The sequence below is a fragment of the Antarcticirhabdus aurantiaca genome (assembly GCF_009765365.1).
Taxonomy (GTDB): domain Bacteria; phylum Pseudomonadota; class Alphaproteobacteria; order Rhizobiales; family Rhizobiaceae; genus Antarcticirhabdus; species Antarcticirhabdus aurantiaca.
In genome coordinates, this window is sequence record NZ_VTOM01000017.1 from 82,666 (window position 1) to 98,677 (window position 16,012).

The 16,012-nt window shown below is 68.5% G+C and carries 20 protein-coding genes and 1 pseudogene; 7 read left to right on the forward strand and 14 right to left on the reverse strand.

Translation table 11 applies throughout. The features are described 5' to 3' along the window. Nucleotides 1-16: 16 nt before the first annotated feature. Nucleotides 17-1,009, forward strand: a complete 993-nt coding sequence (locus FZN60_RS19270) for a sugar kinase (protein WP_158875133.1) — start codon at nt 17-19, stop codon at nt 1,007-1,009. 18 nt (nt 1,010-1,027) lie between these two features. Here FZN60_RS19270 and FZN60_RS19275 read toward each other — a convergent pair whose 3' ends face one another. Then, the gene (locus FZN60_RS19275; protein ID WP_158875134.1) at nt 1,028-1,204 is read right to left on the reverse strand and encodes a DUF2934 domain-containing protein; all 177 of its coding nucleotides are present in this window, start codon (nt 1,202-1,204) and stop codon (nt 1,028-1,030) included. A gap of 316 nt (nt 1,205-1,520) precedes the next feature. Here FZN60_RS19275 and FZN60_RS19280 point away from each other — a divergent pair, with 316 nt between their 5' ends. Next, a complete protein-coding gene (locus tag FZN60_RS19280; protein ID WP_246726978.1) occupies nt 1,521-1,916 on the forward strand; it encodes a response regulator in 396 nt (131 codons plus the stop codon). 3 nt (nt 1,917-1,919) lie between these two features. Here FZN60_RS19280 and FZN60_RS19285 read toward each other — a convergent pair whose 3' ends face one another. Further along, on the reverse strand, nt 1,920-2,405 hold the full coding sequence (locus FZN60_RS19285; RefSeq protein WP_158875136.1) for a MarR family winged helix-turn-helix transcriptional regulator: 486 nt from the start codon (nt 2,403-2,405) through the stop codon (nt 1,920-1,922). Nucleotides 2,406-2,708: 303 nt separating this feature from the next. Between FZN60_RS19285 and zwf the strand changes: the two genes are divergently transcribed. Both zwf and FZN60_RS19295 read left to right on the forward strand, forming a co-directional pair. Further along, entirely contained in the window at nt 2,709-4,172 is a 1,464-nt protein-coding gene (gene zwf / locus FZN60_RS19290) for a glucose-6-phosphate dehydrogenase (protein ID WP_158875137.1), read from the forward strand. Nucleotides 4,173-4,262: 90 nt separating this feature from the next. Beyond that, nucleotides 4,263-4,535 (forward strand): hypothetical protein, encoded by a 273-nt coding sequence (locus FZN60_RS19295; RefSeq protein ID WP_158875138.1) that lies wholly within the window; start codon nt 4,263-4,265, stop codon nt 4,533-4,535. A gap of 164 nt (nt 4,536-4,699) precedes the next feature. Here the strand turns inward: FZN60_RS19295 and FZN60_RS19300 are convergent, their stop codons facing one another. The 5 genes from FZN60_RS19300 to FZN60_RS19320 all read right to left on the reverse strand — a co-directional run bounded on the left by FZN60_RS19300 (nt 4,700) and on the right by FZN60_RS19320 (nt 8,437). After that, nucleotides 4,700-4,864 carry a hypothetical protein gene (locus FZN60_RS19300; RefSeq protein ID WP_158875139.1) on the reverse strand — a complete coding sequence of 55 codons (165 nt, stop codon included), beginning with the start codon at nt 4,862-4,864 and terminating at the stop codon, nt 4,700-4,702. Nucleotides 4,865-5,114: 250 nt separating this feature from the next. Then, on the reverse strand, nt 5,115-6,893 hold the full coding sequence (gene sdhA, locus FZN60_RS19305) for a succinate dehydrogenase flavoprotein subunit (protein WP_158875212.1): 1,779 nt from the start codon (nt 6,891-6,893) through the stop codon (nt 5,115-5,117). Between the two features lie 85 nt (nt 6,894-6,978). Beyond that, nucleotides 6,979-7,371, reverse strand: a complete 393-nt coding sequence (gene sdhD / locus FZN60_RS19310; RefSeq protein ID WP_158875140.1) for a succinate dehydrogenase, hydrophobic membrane anchor protein — start codon at nt 7,369-7,371, stop codon at nt 6,979-6,981. A 10-nt stretch (nt 7,372-7,381) separates the two neighbouring features. Beyond that, nucleotides 7,382-7,771, reverse strand: a complete 390-nt coding sequence (gene sdhC / locus FZN60_RS19315; protein ID WP_158875141.1) for a succinate dehydrogenase, cytochrome b556 subunit — start codon at nt 7,769-7,771, stop codon at nt 7,382-7,384. 183 nt (nt 7,772-7,954) lie between these two features. Continuing rightward, nucleotides 7,955-8,437: a GNAT family N-acetyltransferase gene (locus tag FZN60_RS19320; protein WP_158875142.1), complete on the reverse strand. Its 483-nt coding sequence runs from the start codon at nt 8,435-8,437 to the stop codon at nt 7,955-7,957. A gap of 99 nt (nt 8,438-8,536) precedes the next feature. On the opposite strand from FZN60_RS19320, the gene FZN60_RS19325 reads away from it, so the two are divergent. Next, nucleotides 8,537-8,809, forward strand: a complete 273-nt coding sequence (locus FZN60_RS19325; protein WP_158875143.1) for a BrnT family toxin — start codon at nt 8,537-8,539, stop codon at nt 8,807-8,809. Further along, nucleotides 8,787-9,038 carry a BrnA antitoxin family protein gene (locus tag FZN60_RS19330; protein WP_246726980.1) on the forward strand — a complete coding sequence of 84 codons (252 nt, stop codon included), beginning with the start codon at nt 8,787-8,789 and terminating at the stop codon, nt 9,036-9,038. Before FZN60_RS19325 ends, FZN60_RS19330 begins: the two co-directional genes overlap by 23 nt. 7 nt (nt 9,039-9,045) lie before the next feature. Here FZN60_RS19330 and FZN60_RS19335 read toward each other — a convergent pair whose 3' ends face one another. The 5 genes from FZN60_RS19335 to FZN60_RS19350 all read right to left on the reverse strand — a co-directional run bounded on the left by FZN60_RS19335 (nt 9,046) and on the right by FZN60_RS19350 (nt 13,695). After that, nucleotides 9,046-10,221, reverse strand: a complete 1,176-nt coding sequence (locus tag FZN60_RS19335; protein WP_158875145.1) for a GGDEF domain-containing protein — start codon at nt 10,219-10,221, stop codon at nt 9,046-9,048. Nucleotides 10,222-10,368: 147 nt separating this feature from the next. Further along, nucleotides 10,369-11,790: a 3-isopropylmalate dehydratase large subunit gene (gene leuC, locus FZN60_RS19340; protein ID WP_158875146.1), complete on the reverse strand. Its 1,422-nt coding sequence runs from the start codon at nt 11,788-11,790 to the stop codon at nt 10,369-10,371. Nucleotides 11,791-11,883: 93 nt separating this feature from the next. Further along, a complete protein-coding gene (locus FZN60_RS29190) occupies nt 11,884-12,006 on the reverse strand; it encodes a hypothetical protein (RefSeq protein ID WP_255476076.1) in 123 nt (40 codons plus the stop codon). A gap of 13 nt (nt 12,007-12,019) precedes the next feature. After that, entirely contained in the window at nt 12,020-12,892 is an 873-nt protein-coding gene (locus FZN60_RS19345) for an amino acid ABC transporter permease (RefSeq protein ID WP_246726987.1), read from the reverse strand. A gap of 2 nt (nt 12,893-12,894) precedes the next feature. Continuing rightward, on the reverse strand, nt 12,895-13,695 hold the full coding sequence (locus FZN60_RS19350) for a transporter substrate-binding domain-containing protein (RefSeq protein WP_158875147.1): 801 nt from the start codon (nt 13,693-13,695) through the stop codon (nt 12,895-12,897). 192 nt (nt 13,696-13,887) lie between these two features. Here FZN60_RS19350 and FZN60_RS19355 point away from each other — a divergent pair, with 192 nt between their 5' ends. Next, entirely contained in the window at nt 13,888-14,406 is a 519-nt protein-coding gene (locus FZN60_RS19355; RefSeq protein ID WP_158875148.1) for a cytochrome C, read from the forward strand. Nucleotides 14,407-14,413: 7 nt separating this feature from the next. Here the strand turns inward: FZN60_RS19355 and FZN60_RS19360 are convergent, their stop codons facing one another. Both FZN60_RS19360 and rplS read right to left on the reverse strand, forming a co-directional pair. After that, nucleotides 14,414-15,235, reverse strand: a complete 822-nt coding sequence (locus FZN60_RS19360) for a class I SAM-dependent methyltransferase (RefSeq protein WP_158875149.1) — start codon at nt 15,233-15,235, stop codon at nt 14,414-14,416. Nucleotides 15,236-15,336: 101 nt separating this feature from the next. Then, a pseudogene (gene rplS / locus FZN60_RS19365) lies at nt 15,337-15,792 on the reverse strand (50S ribosomal protein L19); the annotation flags it as partial. Between the last annotated feature and the right edge of the window lie 220 nt (nt 15,793-16,012).

The window sequence follows — 16,012 nt, forward strand, 5'->3', positions numbered from 1 at the left end:
CCGGGAGGGGCACGAAATGAGCGACATCTCGAAGGACGACGAAGCCGGGGCGCGCCGCATCGTCTTTCTCGGCGAGTGCATGGTGGAGCTCTTCCACCGGCCGGGCGACGAGGCCGGCACGCTGCGCCGAACCGTCGGCGGCGACACCCTGAACGCGGCGATCTATTGCCGGCGGGCGCTCGGCGACACGGGCGCGGCGACCGTCGCCTACGCGACGCGCATCGGCGGCGACGCCTTCGGGCTGGAAATCCCGGGCTTCATCGCGGCGGAAGGCGTCGAGGCGAACCTCGCCACCGTCGCCGCCGGTGAAAAGACCGGCCTCTACGCCATCAGCCGCGACGCGGCGGGCGAGCGCTCCTTTTCCTATTGGCGCTCTGCGTCGGCCGCCCGGCGCCTCCTCGCCGAGCCGAACGAGGCCGAACGGCTCGAAGCGGCGATCGAAGCGTCGGAGGCCTTGTTCTTCTCGGGCATCACCCTCGCGATCCTCGAGCCGGCTGCCCGGACCCGGCTTCTCGCGCTCGCGCGGCGAATGCGCGACGCCGGCCGCCTCGTCGGCTTCGACAACAACTACCGACCCAAGCTCTGGGAGTCGGAGGACACGGCGCGCGAGGCGATCGCCGCCGGGCACGCCGCGGCGTCCCTCACCCTTCCGAGCTTCGACGACGAGGTCCTCCTGTTCGGCGACGCGACGCCCGAAGCGACGGCCCGGCGCCTTCTCGGCCTCGGCGCCGGCGGGGTGATCGTCAAGGCGGGCGCCGAAGCGGCGATCGTCGCGAGCACCGATGGCCTTCGAACCGTTCCGGGCGAGCGCGCGGCGCGCGTCGTCGACACGACAGCCGCCGGCGACAGCTTCGACGGCGCGGCACTTGCCGCGCGCCTGTGCGGCGGGACCCTGGAACAGGCGGCACGTGCCGGCCACCGGATGGCGTCGCGCGTCATCGGCGAATACGGCGCAATCGTGCCGCGAGACGCGACGACCTGGGCCGAGGGGCCGCTCGCGTCCCGCTGAACGCTGCGCGTCGGGGTTTCAGCGGGCGACGAACCGGTTCTCGTTCGGCCGCTGGTTCTGGTTCGCCTGCTTGAACTCGATCTCGTGGGAGGCAGCGGCCCAGAACTCGTGCTCGCGCCCGTTCGGCCGGCCGGCCCTTTCCCACAGAAGATAGGCCAGTTCCCTGACCCGTTCGGAGCTGTCGTCGATCGGCATCCCGCACTCCTCCACTCTCGACAGCTTCGAAGACCATGCCGTCGCACTGCAGCACAGGGAACAATTCCCCGTTGCGCTTGCGCGGACCATGCCGCATTCAAGCTGTTCTTGACCTCGATGCCCGCTCGGCCCTTGGCTGGCTCCAATAAATCCACTGGCCAAGCGGATGAGGTTGGAAAACGTTAGAAGGGGTCAAGCGGTTGCAGGACGAACATTTTCGCAATCGACTTGCGAAGCGGGTTGGTCGAAACCGAATCAGACGTTGGGCAGAACGCCGCGTCGACCGAGACGACGGCGCGCGACATGAAGGGCCATGATGATAACGCTGACCTCCAACGACTTCGCCGGACGGCGCATCCTCATCGTCGAGGACGAGTTTTTCTTCGCGGAGGAGACGGCTCACGCCGTGCGTCAAGCAGGGGGCGTGGTTCTGGGGCCGGTGGCGAGCGTGGAGGAGGCCCTGGCGCTGATCGACGCCGGGCAACAGGTGGACGGCGCCGTGCTCGACATCAAGCTCGGCGACCAGGCCTCGTTTCCGGTGGCCCGAACCTTGCGCGAGCGCGGCATCCCGTTGATCTTCGTGACCGGCTACGATGATTGGTTCATCCCGCAGGAGCACGAGGACGTTCCGCTCTACAGCAAGCCGATGGACGCGGACAACGTGGTCCGCGTTCTCTTCGAGGCGACCCGCCGCGACCGCGACGGGTCTTGAGGCTCAGCGCAGCCGGGACAGGCGCTTGGTGAGGATCGAGTCGAGGCTGCCGAGATTGTCGACGATGTCGACCGACTGATCCCCGAGTGCTTCCACCAGATCGTCCTCGAGACGCTTCCAGACGGCGCGCACGCTTTCCTGGACCTTCACGCCGTCCGGCGTCAGGCGGACCAGCGTCTTACGACGGTCGTCCTGATCGCCCTGGCGCAGCGTCCAGCCCTTCTTGCCCACCTGATCGAGCATCTTGGACACGGTGGACGGCCGCACCGACAGCTCCGTCGCGATGTCGAGGACGCTCTTGGCATGCTCGGCGTCCAGAACGCCGAGGAGCTGGTCCTGGCCGACGAGCACGTCGATCGGGGCGAGCTTCAAGGCCATGAGCTGGCGCACGGACTTGGCGATCGAGACAAGTCCGGGCACCAGCCGCTGAGTGGAAGTTCCCGGCTCCGCGCGCAGTTCCTCGCGCAGCTGTGAGGATGGGTTCGGCATAGCAACCTCATCTTTTCAATCGGTTGGACGGGTGCCTCGGGGCGGTTCGGAATCGCTTCCATGGGCCTCAGCGACACATTGTCAGCAACACATATCGTTCACAATCAAGCGAGGAGCGCAAGCCCCGGTTTTCATAATCAGAACCTGCAATCACAGACTGCAACTGCAGGCGCAGCTAAGTACCACCATCCGACAAGGGTCGCGACATGTCGGAATGCGATCATCGATGAAGGTAGCCGGCTGGGCGCGCGACCCTCCGACCTCTATGTTGCAGCGCCTCGAGAAGGACAGCGGAACGGGTCGATGACGAAGAATGCTCAGAAGGTGGGTCCGAAGTACCCTCAGGTCGTCGTTCTGTTCGGCGCGACGGGGGACCTGTCGAAGCGCAAGCTCCTGCCGGGCCTGTTTCACCTCGTCAGTGCTGGCTTCATTCCGGGCTGCCGGATCATCGGCGTGTCGCTCGACGACATCGACGCGGACGCCTTCAGGGCCGTGGCGCGCGACGCCCTGAACCAGTTCCTGTCGCGGCGGATGAGCGAGGAGGACTGGTCCGCCTTCGCGCAGATCCTCGACTACGTGCCGCTCTCGGCGGGCGCGGGCGCCCTGAAGGAAGCGGTCCGGCGGGCCGAAGCGTCGCTCGCCGGCGAGACGCGCCTGATGCATTATCTGTCGGTTCCGCCCGCGGCGGCCCTTCCCGCCGTCCGCATGCTCGCCGAGGCGGGGCTCACCGAGCACTGCCGCATCATCATGGAGAAGCCCTTCGGCACCGACCTCGCCAGCGCGACGGTGCTCAATGCCCGGCTTCACGAGGTGTTCGACGAGGAGCAGATCTTCCGCATCGACCACTTCCTCGGCAAGGAGGCGGCGCAGAACATCCTCGCCTTCCGCTTCGCCAACGGCCTGTTCGAGCCGATCTGGAACCGCAACTTCATCGATCACGTGCAGATCGACGTGCCGGAGACCCTCGGCCTCGGCAAGCGCTCGGGCTTCTACGAGGCGACCGGGGCCTATCGCGACATGGTGGTGACCCACCTCTTCCAGATCCTCGGCTTCATGGCGATGGAGCCGCCGACCTCGCTGGAGCCGGCGCCGATCAGCGAGGAGAAGAACAAGGTCTTCCGCTCCATGCTCCCGATCGATCCGAAGGACGTGGTGCGCGGCCAATATGCCGGCTATCGCGAAGAGGAGGGCGTCGATCCGATCTCCGAGACGGAAACCTTCATCGCGCTGAAATGCCAGATCGACAACTGGCGCTGGGCGGGCGTGCCGTTCTATCTCCGGACAGGCAAGCGCCTCGCCGAAGGCCAGCGCATCATTTCCATCGCCTTTCGCGAGCCGCCGAAGTCGATGTTCCCCGCCGGTTCGGGGGTCGGCGCGCAGGGGCCGGACCACCTGACCTTCGATCTCGCGGACGCCTCGAAGATGTCGCTCTCCTTCTACGGCAAGCGACCGGGGCCGGGCATGCGGCTCGACAAGCTGTCGATGCAGTTCGCCATGCGCGACACGGATATGCTGGGGGAGGTGCTGGAAGCCTACGAGCGCCTGATCCTCGACGCCATGCGCGGCGACCGCACTCTGTTCACGACGGCCGAGGGCATCGAGCGGCTTTGGCAGGTGTCGGTGCCGCTGATCGAGAACCCGCCGCCGGTGCGGCTCTACGCGCCGGGCTCCTGGGGACCGAAGTCGATCCACCAGTTGATTGCGCCCCATGCATGGCGCCTGCCCTTCGAGCGCGCCTGGCGCGACCCGAACCTGATGGACGGCTAAAGGCGGGCGCGACGAAAGCGCCGGGGCGGGATCGTTCCGACGCGGGCGACGTTCGCCACGGACACGATGTCATGACGAGGGAGCCGACTCATGTCCGCAGCGCAGACCGCCGCTACCGCCTCGATGTCCGACAAGGCGCGCTCGATCTTCGCCTTCGCCGCCTACTACGCCCTTCTATCGGGCGATCCGGTGCGCGAGGTGGTGCTCGATGACGGGCAGGGCCACCATGCCGACGCGGACGGCGTGAAGGAACTTCAATCGGCCGGCCTGATCGAGCCGCAGGGCGCGAAGGCCCGCCTGACCGACGAGGGGCAAGCCGTCCTCGGCAAGGTCATCGCCGCGATCCGCGGCGTCGACGCCTGAAAACCGGAGCGACGGAGAAACGCCTCGTCAATCGTGGAAGCGGACTCATGCGAGCCGCGACGATTCGAGACTGAGTTAGATGGGTTACGGGCGGATCAGGCCACCCGCAGCCCCGAGCATCAACGGCGCCGGGAGCGAGGCTCCCAAGGCGCCGCCTTCAGCGATCAGCGGCCGAACTTGACGTCGTCGAAAGCATCGGCCGGAAGATTGAGATTGCGCAGCGCGCGGGCGCTGGGCTTGCGGCCGGCTTCCACCGCGGCGGCGCATTCGCGCGCACCCGACATCATGTCGAGGAAGCTGCGGAAGCGGTTCTGCGTGCGCGCGGTCATTGTTTTCTCATCCTTTGCGTGCGTCTGCAGCCTGTCTTGCTGCAATGCAAACATAGGTGCTGCGGCGGCCCGCCGTTAGGGTCGGCGGATCAAGGCAGCCATGCAGGATCGGGACGCTTCGCGCCCAGGTGGTTTCAACCCTTCCTCAAGACGTTCGTGCAGCATCCATGCCCGTTAGATTGATAAAGGGCGGCGGACCATCGTCCGCCGCCCTCTCGAGTTCGACCTTTTCGAAGCCTGCCTCCGGGCGTCAGTAGACGCGCTTCTTCGGCTGGATGTACTCGATCTGGTTCGACAGGGTGTAGGTGTGCACCGGGCGATCGTCGAGCGAGACCGTCTTGGCGGCCGTGTCGCAGAAGGACAGGGTGTGCTTCATCCAGTTGGCGTCGTCGCGCTCGGGGAAGTCCTCGCGGGCATGGGCGCCGCGCGACTCGGTGCGAGCCCGGGCCGAGTCCATGGTGACGACCGCTTGGGCTATCAGGTTGTCGTACTCCAAAGTCTCGACGAGGTCGGTGTTCCAGATCAGCGAACGGTCCTTGACCGCGACGTCCTCGGAGCCCTGCCAGATCTCGTGGATCTTGTGGTGGCCTTCCTCCAGCACCTCGCCGGTGCGAAACACGGCGCAGTTCGACTGCATGGTGCGCTGCATGCGGTCGCGCAGCATCGCGGTCGGCGTGCCGCCAGAAGCATGGCGGAAGCGGTCGAGGCGCGAGAGCGCGAAGTCGCCCGCGCCCGCCGGCAGGTCCGGCTGGTCCTCGCCGGCCGTCACCGTGTCGGCGCAGCGCAGCGCCGCGGCTCGGCCGAAGACGACGAGGTCGATCAGCGAGTTGGACCCCAGGCGATTGGCGCCGTGGACGGAGACGCAGGCCGCCTCGCCCACCGCCATCAGGCCGGGGACGACCGTGTCGGCGTCGCCGTTCCGCTTGGTCAGCACTTCGCCGTGATAGTTCGTCGGGATGCCGCCCATGTTGTAGTGGACGGTCGGCAGGACCGGGATCGGCTCCTTGGTCACGTCGACGCCCGCGAAGATCTTCGCGCTTTCCGAGATGCCCGGCAGGCGCTCGTGGAGGATCGCGGGATCGAGGTGGTCGAGGTGCAGGAAAATGTGGTCCTTGTTCTTGCCGACGCCCCGGCCGTCGCGGATCTCCATGGTCATGGAGCGCGAAACGACGTCGCGGGAGGCCAGATCCTTGGCGGAAGGGGCGTAGCGCTCCATGAAGCGCTCGCCTTCGGAGTTGGTGAGGTACCCGCCCTCGCCCCGCGCGCCCTCCGTGATGAGGCAGCCCGCGCCGTAGATGCCGGTCGGGTGGAACTGCACGAACTCCATGTCCTGCAGCGGCAGGCCGGCGCGCAGCACCATGGCGTTGCCGTCGCCCGTGCAGGTGTGGGCGGAGGTCGCGGAGAAGTAGGCGCGCCCGTAGCCGCCGGTCGCCAGGATCGTCTTCTTGGAGCGGAAGCGGTGGATCGTGCCGTCGTCCATGTTGAGGGCGACGACGCCGCGGCAGGCGCCTTCCTCGTCCATGATCAGGTCGATCGCGAAGTACTCGATGAAGAACTCCGAGGCGTAGCGCAGAGACTGGCCGTAGAGCGTGTGGAGGATCGCGTGGCCTGTACGGTCGGCGGCGGCGCAGGTGCGCTGGGCTGCCGGGCCGTTGCCGTAATCGGTGGTCATTCCGCCGAAGGGCCGCTGGTAGATGCGCCCGTCCTCGGTGCGCGAGAAGGGCACGCCGAAATGCTCGAGCTCGTAGACGGCCGCGGGCGCGTTGCGCACCAGGTACTCGATGGCGTCCTGGTCGCCGAGCCAGTCCGACCCCTTCACGGTGTCGTACATGTGCCAGCGCCAGTCGTCCTTGCCCATGTTGCCGAGCGAGGCGGCGACGCCCCCTTGCGCGGCGACCGTGTGGGAGCGCGTCGGAAAGACCTTGGTGATGCAGGCGGTCTTGAGGCCGGCCTGGGCCGCGCCGAGCGTGGCGCGAAGACCGGCGCCGCCCGCCCCCACGACCACCACGTCGAACGTGTGGTCGACCATCGGATAGGCCTGCCCCTTGATGCCGGGGGCGGCGGAGCGGTGCGGCTGGCCGGCGGGGGCGGAAGCGTTCATGTCGGCCATGGGCTCAGGCTCCGAAGCTCAGCTTGGCGATCGCGAAGAGGCTGGCGGCGGCGATCAGCACGGCGAAGAAGGTGTTGATGATGCGCAGCGGGAGCTTCCAGGTCGAGTGGACGTAGTCCTCGATCACGATCTCCATGCCCAGACGCATGTGGATGGAGAAGGACACCGGGACAAGCGCGACAAGGAGTCCGATGATCGGGTTGCGGAAGGCCTCGCGCACGACGGCGTAGGGCTCGTCGTGCATGGCGACGAGGAAGACCACGAAGAACAGGATCAGCGCGATGTTGGACAGGGCGGTCATGCGCTGGAGCCAGAAGTGCTCCGTGCCGCTGCCGGAAACGCCCAGGCCGCGGACGCGGCGCAGCGGCGTGCGCATCTTGAAGGGATCGGCGCTCATCGGGGCTTCCTCAAACGATCCAGACGATCAGCCACAGGAGAAGGGTGGAGGCGAGCGAGGCGACGAGCGTTGCCTGCGCCGCGAGGGTCGACTGCTCGCGGGTGATCGCGTGGCCCATGTCCCAGACGAAGTGGCGAAGACCGCCGAACATGTGGTGCAGCAGCACCCAGGAATACACGAACAGGAACAGGCGCCCGATGATCGAGCCGAAGAAGGCCGAGGCGTAGGAGAAGGCTTCCGGCCCGCTCGCCGCGGCGAGCAGCCACCAGACGAAGAACACCGTGCCGAGATAAAGGCCGACGCCGGTGACCCGGTGGACGATCGACATCGCCATGGTCGGCTTGAACCGGTAGATCGACAGGTGCGGCGACAGGGGCCGCGCGGATTTCGTATCGGACATCGGAGCGAGACACGTCCCTGGTGCGAGATGCGGAAGACGCATGGGCGGCTTCGAACGCCCGGCATCCCTCGAACGGCTCTAAAAGACGGAAGGCGCGAGCGAAAGCAAGGGCCGAAGATGCCGCGCGGCGGCCTTGTTCCCGCCTAAACCGATTAAGCCGGCAGGCGCCCTCGCCCGCCCCGCTCAGCCTTGCGCCGCGGGGTCGCGGTTGACGAAGCGGATCACGAAGCTCGACCAGTCGGCGGGCTCGGCGACGCGCTCGTAGAGGTGGCGATTCTGCCCAGGGTTGCGGGGAGCGTGCAGCACGATCTTCGACCAGCCGCGCCCATCCGCTTCCTCGGCCAGAAGGTCGATCATCGCCTTGGCGATTCCCTTCCGGCGATGGGCGTGGTCGACGTAGATGTGGTCGGCAAGGCCCGCGCGCATGCCCGTCCAAAGATCCGGCACGTCGTAGAAGACGAGGAAGCCGACGAGCGCGCCGTCGAGCCGGGCGCCGAGCACCTCGGCGGTTCGATCCTGGAGGAGCTGCTCGGCGTAGAAGTTGTCGGGCGCGCCCGGCGCGCCGCGGAACAGGGACTGGCTGTAGGCGGAGATCAGCGGCGCGAGATCGCGCGCGTCGCTGAGGCGCAACTTTCGGATCTCGATGTCGGGCGTCGGCGTCTCCATGCCCGCTCCTGTCGCGCGCCGCGCCCCTCCTCGTCAAGCCGGCGCGGCCGAGCGCTCGCGGTGAATTGACGGCGGGATTTTCGTACATACAATAATGGCATGCGGATCAGCTTCGACCCGGCCAAGCGCGACACGACCCTGGCCGAGCGCGGGCTGGACTTCCGCGACGCGCCGACGGTGTTCGCGGGGCGGACCCTGACCCTGCTGGACGAGCGCTTTGATTACGGCGAGGAGCGCTTCCAGACCTACGGCTTCATCGCCGACCGCGTCGTGATGCTGGTTTGGACACCGCGGGACGAAGGCCGGCACATCATCTCCATGAGGCACTGCCATGAGCGCGAAGCCAGACGTGTCCGCGACCGAATGGGTTGACCCGGACGACGCGCCGGAATGGACGGACGAGATGTTCGACCGCGCGGACCTTCACGAGAACGGCGTCCTGATCCGGCGGGGGCGGCCACCGGCGGAGGCGCCCAAGGAGCGGATCACCATCCGGCTCGACCCGGACGTCGCCGCCGCCTTTCGCGCCACCGGCAAGGGCTGGCAGACGCGGCTGAACGCGGCGCTGCGCGACTGGCTGTCGCGGCAAGAGCAGCGGTGAAAGGGGCTCAGGCCGCAGACAGACGGGCGCCGGGGGCGCTCGCAAACGCGGACAAACCGTCGGCGATCACGCGGTTGCGGCCCGCCAGCTTGGCCGCGTAGAGGCGCGCGTCGGCGCGGGCGAGCGCGTCGTGGAGCGAGTGGTCGCCCGGCTCAACCGCCGCGACGCCGAAGCTCGCCGTGAGGGCGGCGGTGATGCCGGCCGCCGCTAGGTCGAGGAGCGAGAAGGACAGCCGCGCGCGCTCGGCGAGAACCACGGCCTCGCCGGGGCTCGCCTCCGGCAGGTAGAGGACGAACTCCTCGCCGCCGAAGCGCGCGGCGAGCGCGCCTGCCGGCAGGTCGCGCTTGAGCATGGCCGCGATGATCGCGATGACGCGGTCGCCCGCGGCATGGCCGAAGGCATCGTTGACGCGCTTGAAGTGGTCGATGTCGCAGGTGACGACCGTGCCGCGCACGGCGGTGCCCGGGCCGAAGGCGGGCGAGCGCATCTCGAAGCCGCGGCGATTGAGAAGGCCGGAAAGCGGGTCTCGCTCGGCGGCTTCGCGGTGGTCCTCGATCACGTCGGAAGCGGTGGCGGCAAGCGCGGCGAGGGCGAGGAACAGCGCCAGGATCGAGCCGCTCGCTTGCATGGCGAAGGCGTAGGTCGATGTTGCGAAGCCTTCGAGATCGCCGCCGGCGAGGCCCGCGAAGAGGCTGTTGCGCAGGATGTTGTCGGCCATGGCGAGGCCCGTGACCGTCAGAATGGCCCAGTCGATCCGGCGCCGGGCGCGAACAAGCCCTCGGGCGAAGGGGCCGAGGAGGAGAAGAGTGCAGGCGATATCGCCGATCATCAGTTCGGCGCGCAGGTCTCCCCGCACCGCGACGGCATACGCGATGGCGGCGAAGGCGAGGAGAGACAGGACGATGTCCGACCGCCACCGCGGTGACAGGCCGAAGCGCGAGCGCAGGGCCGAGGCGTAGACGACGAAGGCGAAGAGAAACAAGGCGTCGGCAAGAAGCGCCTGCGCCACGACCGGCAGGGCGCCGAGCACGTAGGGGATGGCGAAGGCCGCGCCCGAGGCGAGATAGCCGATGCCCCAGGCTGCAGCGCCCCGTCCGCCATGGCGGGCGACGATCAGGAAGACGACGCCGAAGGTCGCCATCATGATCGGCAGAAGAAAAGCGAAATTGTCGCCCGAGCTCATCGGCGGCCCCGCAAGAGGAGGCGAGCCGGGGCGCTAGGGCACCTCGGCTTCGCGGCAAGTCCAACCTAGCGAAGAAGCCCTGAAGGAATTTCTAAACGAGGCTGCTTGGAGCGGGCTCGGCACCCGCTCCGGTCGCGATTGTCCGGCTCAGCGCCACTCGCGCACGTCGACGAAGCGGCCGGCGATGGCCGCCGCCGCCGCCATGGCGGGCGAGACGAGGTGGGTGCGGCCCTTGAAGCCCTGCCGGCCCTCGAAGTTGCGGTTCGAGGTCGAAGCGCAGCGCTCGTAAGGGGAGAGGCGGTCCTCGTTCATGCCGAGGCACATGGAGCAGCCGGGCTCGCGCCAATCGAAGCCGGCCGCCTTGAAGATCGCGTCGAGCCCCTCCGCCTCGGCCTGGAGCTTCACGAGGCCCGAGCCCGGCACGATCATGGCAGACACCGTCTCGGCCACCTTCCGCCCTTCCACGACCTGGGCGACGGCGCGCAGGTCCTCGATGCGGCCGTTGGTGCAGGAGCCGATGAAGACCCGGTCGATGCCGATGTCGGTCATCCTGGTGCCCGGCGTCAGGCCCATGTAGTCGAGCGCGCGCTTCTTCGATTCGCGTTTGGTCTCGTCGGAAATCGCGTCCGGGTCCGGCACGACGCCGTCGATCGAGACGACGTCCTCGGGGCTGGACCCCCAGGAAACGATCGGGGGCAGGTTCGCCGCGTCCAGGCGCACGATCCGGTCGAAGTGCGCGCCCTCGTCCGTCTTCAGCGTGCGCCAATAGGCCAGCGCCTTGTCCAAGGCCTCGCCCTTGGGCGCGCGCGGCTTGTCCTTGATGTAGGCGAAGGTGGTCTCGTCGGGCGCGATGAGGCCGGCGCGGGCACCGCCCTCGATCGACATGTTGCAGATCGTCATGCGCCCTTCCATGGAGAGCGCGCGGATCGCCTCGCCGGCATATTCGATGACGTAGCCGGTGCCGCCCGCCGTGCCGATCTCGCCGATCACCGCGAGGATGATGTCTTTGGCGGTGACGCCCGGCGGCAGCGTGCCGGACACGTCGACCAGCATGTTCTTCGCCTTCTGCTGGATCAGCGTCTGCGTGGCGAGGACGTGCTCGACCTCCGAGGTGCCGATGCCGTGGGCGAGCGCGCCGAAGGCGCCGTGGGTCGAGGTGTGGCTGTCGCCGCAGACGATCGTCGTGCCCGGCAGGGTGAAGCCCTGCTCGGGGCCGATGATGTGGACGATGCCCTGCCGCTTGTCGCTGGCCGAGTAGTACTCGATGCCGAACTCGGCGGCGTTCATCGCCAGGGTCTCGACCTGGATGCGGCTCTCCTCGTTGCGGATGCCGAGCGCGCGATCGGCTGAGGTCGGCACGTTGTGGTCGACGACGGCGAGCGTCTTCTCGGGATGCGCCACGCGCCGGCCGGCGGCGCGCAGCCCTTCGAAGGCCTGCGGGCTCGTGACCTCGTGGACGAGGTGGCGGTCGATATAGAGCAGCGAGCCGCCGCCCTCCCCCGTCTCGATCAGGTGGTCGTCCCAGATCTTGTCGTAGAGGGTGCGCGGCTTGGAAGAAGCATCGGACATCGTCGTGTCTCGGGTGGCATGCGGCCCGCTCGGCGGGCGCGAAGAAGAACGGGAAGCGATGAGCGTCCGGCCAAGCGGACGGGCCGGCCGGCCCTAAAGGCCGAGGCTTGCCAGGAAGCGGCCGAAGAAGCGGCCCGGCAGGCGCGCATGGTCGGCCACCGGGGAGAACCCGAGGGTGGTCGGCAGCTTGGCGCGGGTCGGGCGGCTGACGGGCATGGCCGCTTCCATATCAAACGCCTGGAACTCTTTCAATCTGGCCGCCCGGCCGCGCGCCCGCGCCGCGGCTGGAAAGCCGCCTCTCCAGCCGGCGGAGCGCCAGGGACAGCGAGACGGTCATCAGGAGGTAGAAGTAGGCAAGCACCGTGTAGGTCTCGAAGAAGCGGAAGTTGCCGGCGGCGGTGACCTTGGCGATCTGGGTGATGTCGGCGACGCCGAGGACGGAAACGAGCGAGGAGTCCTTCACCATCGCGACGAACTCGTTGCCGAGCGCCGGCATGACCGTCCGGATCGCCTGGGGCAGGACGACGAGGCGCATCACCGGCCAGCGCCGCAGGCCCAGCGCCTCCGCCGCCTCCACCTGGCCGCGCCCGACAGCCTCGATGCCGGCGCGCACGATCTCGGCGATGAAGGCGGAATAGGCGATCACGAGCGCGATCACCGCGCGGGCGAGGAGCGACACGTCGCGCACCAGGATCTCGCGCGCCCAGCCCGCCGAGACGAGCGGCGAGAGGAGAAGGTTCGCGCCCTCGACGAGGAGGGGCGCGCCGACGAAGGCGATCCAGAACAGGAGGACGAGCACCGGCACGCCGCGCACCACCTCGACATAGACCCGCGCGGCGTTCGACAGGACGCGGCTGCGCGATCGGCCGGCGAGCGCGACGAGGAGGCCGAGGAGCACGGCGCCGACATAGGCGCCGAGCGCGACGAGGATCGTGACGAGGAGCCCGCGCGACAGGGTCGTCGCGATCTGGCGGAGGCTGGCGTCGGCGAGAATGAGACCGGCGCCGGCGAGGCCCCCGATGATGAGGACGAGCCCCCAGGGAGGCACGATGGCCGGGCGCCGGCCGGCAGGCGGCGGGGCGGAGGGCGCCCCGGAGGGCAGCGTCACTGGCCGAGCTTGGTGTCGGCGAACCACGTCTGGGTCAGGCGGTCGAGCGTGCCGTCGGCCTTGAGGCTGGCGATGGCGGCGTCGACAGGCGCGACGAGATCGGAGCCCTTGGGGAAGATGAAGCCGAAGTCCTCGGCGCCCAGCGGCCCGCCGACGAGCTTCAGCGCGCCGTTCGAGGCGTCCACGTAGCCCTTGCCGGCGGTGCCGTCGGTCAGGACGAGGTCGACGTCGCCGGTGCGAAGCGCCTGGACGCTGGCGCCGAAGGTTTCGAAGAGCTTGATGCGCGGGTTCTGCTCGTTGCCGTCGAGCACCTCGTAGACCGCGGTGTAGAAGGGCGTCGTGCCGGCTTGCGCGCCGATCAGGCCGCTCTCCAGCGCCTTGAAGGCGGCGGCGTCAGTGAAGCGGTCTTCGTCGCCGCGCACCAGCATGAACTGCTCGGAGCGCATATAGGGGACGGAGAAGTCGACCTTCTCCTTGCGGTCGTCGCGGATGGTGATGCCGGTCATGCCGATGTCGTACTGGCCGCCCGAGACGGCCTCGATCATCGCGTCCCAGGAGGTGTTGGCGTAGGTCACCTTCATGTTGAGCCGCTCGGCGATCGCGGCCATGGCGTCGTATTCCCAGCCCACCGCCTTGCCGCTCGACGGGTCGACATATTGCAGCGGCGGATAGGCGTTCTCCGTCACCACCGTCACCTCGCGCCCGCCGAGATCGGGCAGCGCCTGCTGCGCGGTTGCCGGGCCGGCGAGAAGAGCGACAGCGAAAAGGGCGGCGGACAGGAAGCGGGGCATCGGCATCGCGGGCGAGAACTCCGTGTTTGGCCGGCAACGTTGTCACGCAAGGGGGCGGCTGTCACGCCCGGGTCCGCCGGTTTTGCACGATCGTTTCGCGGTGCACGCGCCGCCTCGACATCTGCCGGAAATCAAACCGACCTAGAACCCTTCTCGACGATCGCGCCGCCGCGCTTCCTCTTCATCGGACCCGCTCCCATGCGCCATGCCCGCTCCGCCCTTGCCGCCGCCGTTCTTTCGGCCGCGACCTTCGCCTTCCTCGCCGTGGTGCCCGCCCCGGCCGAGGGCGTCGACGCGCCCTCCGTCGAATGGGGCCGGCACGTCGCGATCATGGCGGGCTGCCACGACTGTCACACCGCCGGTTATGCCGAGAGCGAAGGCCGGATCGACCCGGCCGCGGCGCTGACCGGCTCGCCGGTGGGCTTCCAGGGGCCCTGGGGCACGACCTACCCGTCGAACCTTCGCTTGTTCGCGGCGGAGTACGACGAGGACCAGTTCGTCGACCGGATGCGCCAGCTCCGCTCCCGCCCGCCGATGCCCTGGTTCAACCTCGCCGCGTTCGATGAGCGGGACCTGCGCTCGCTGCACCGCTACATCCTCTCGCTCGGCGAGCCGGGCCGCCCGGCTCCGGCCTATGTTCCGCCGAACGAGGATCCGACGAGCCCCTACGTCGTCTTCGCCCCGCCGATCATGCCGGCAAGCCGCCCCGCCAATTGAGGGGGCCTCAGGGCTTCGTCGCGCCGAGCGAGAAGGCGAGCGGCAGCCGGGGCGCGCCCTCCGGCAGGCGCCACAAATCGACGCCCTCCTCGACGAGGTGGGGAAAAGCCCGCCAGGCGAGGCGATCGTGCTCGCGCAGGAAGTCGAGCCGCAGCCCCGCGCCGAGCACCGCGCCGACGACCGCCGAGAGCGGGTGGGGCCATTCGTAGTTGCGCGTGTTCGACAGGTGCCGGTCGTCGCCCGTGTAGGTGACGGCATCGTCGAAGACGAGAGGATCGCCCGCCGGGCGGCGCCAGTCGAAGACGACAGCGAGGCGCCCGTCCACGAGGTCGAGCTGGTTCATCGTCGGGTGGCCTTCGAGGAGATAGAGCCGCCCGCCGGGACGCAGCACCGCCGACACCACACGCGCCCAGGCCTCGATGTCCGGCAGCCAGTTGATCGCGCCCCAGGTGACGAAGGCGAGGTCGTAGGTGTCGCCGAGCGCCTGCGGCGCGTCGTAGAGCGAGGCTTCCACGAAGCGCGCCGTCGTGCCGGCCCGCGCCGCGAAGTCCCGCGCCGCCGCGATGGCCTTGGCCGAGAAGTCGAGCCCGGTCACCGAGCGCGCGCCCAGATGCTTCAGCGACAGCGTGTCGAGGCCGATGTGGCACTGGAGGTGGACGACGTCGAGGCCGTCGAGCGCGCCGACCTCCTCCGCCTCGATGGCGTGGAGGCTGGAGCCGCCGGCGAGCACGGTCGCGATGCGGTAGGAGCCGGTCGTGTCGGTGGCGTGAAGCTCGGCGCGCTCGTCCCAGTTCAGGCGATTGGCGGCGAAGAACTCGTCGGCGGACATGGATCGGCGCTCCCTAACCTTCAAAGGTCCAAACGCGAAAAAAGCGGCCGAAGCCGCTTTTCCCATCGATCTCGATTCGGAAGCGCCGGAGCCGATTACTCGGCGGCGCCTTCCTTGGCGGCCTGCTTCTCGGCCTGCGCCTTGGCGCGGCCCTCGGCGGCGACCTGGCGGGCGTCGTCGTTCAGCTTGCGGGCGCGGGCGTTGGTGCTCTCGACGATGCGGGCCGACTTGCCGCGGCGATCGCGCAGGTAATAAAGCTTGGCGCGGCGCACGCGGCCGCGGCGCACGACCTCGACCGAGTCGACCAGCGGCGAGTACATCGGGAAGACGCGCTCGACGCCCTCGCCGTAGGAGATCTTGCGAACGGTGAAGTTCTCCTGGATGCCGCCGCCGGAGCGGGCGATGCAGACGCCTTCATAGGCCTGCACGCGCGTGCGGGTGCCTTCCGTGACCTTCACGTTGACGCGCAGCGTGTCGCCCGGGGAGAATTCCGGGATGGTGCGCTGCTGTTCGATGCGGGCGGCCTCTTCGGCCTCAAGCTGGGCGATGATGTTCATGGTGCACAACCTCAATTCGTTTCGCGCCGGTGTGTTTCCAAAAGGTCGGCGCGGGCGGGCCCGCGCAAACCCCTCGAAGCGACCGGACGGCCGCGGGATGCGGTCTGGTTCTTCTGAGGAAATCGGGTGTCGCCTTACACGCATCGGGCGCTTCTGTCGAGACCGCGGCGCAACAGATGCGCCGGGCGCGTTGGCGAAGCCGACGGATCGTGCTCAAAGA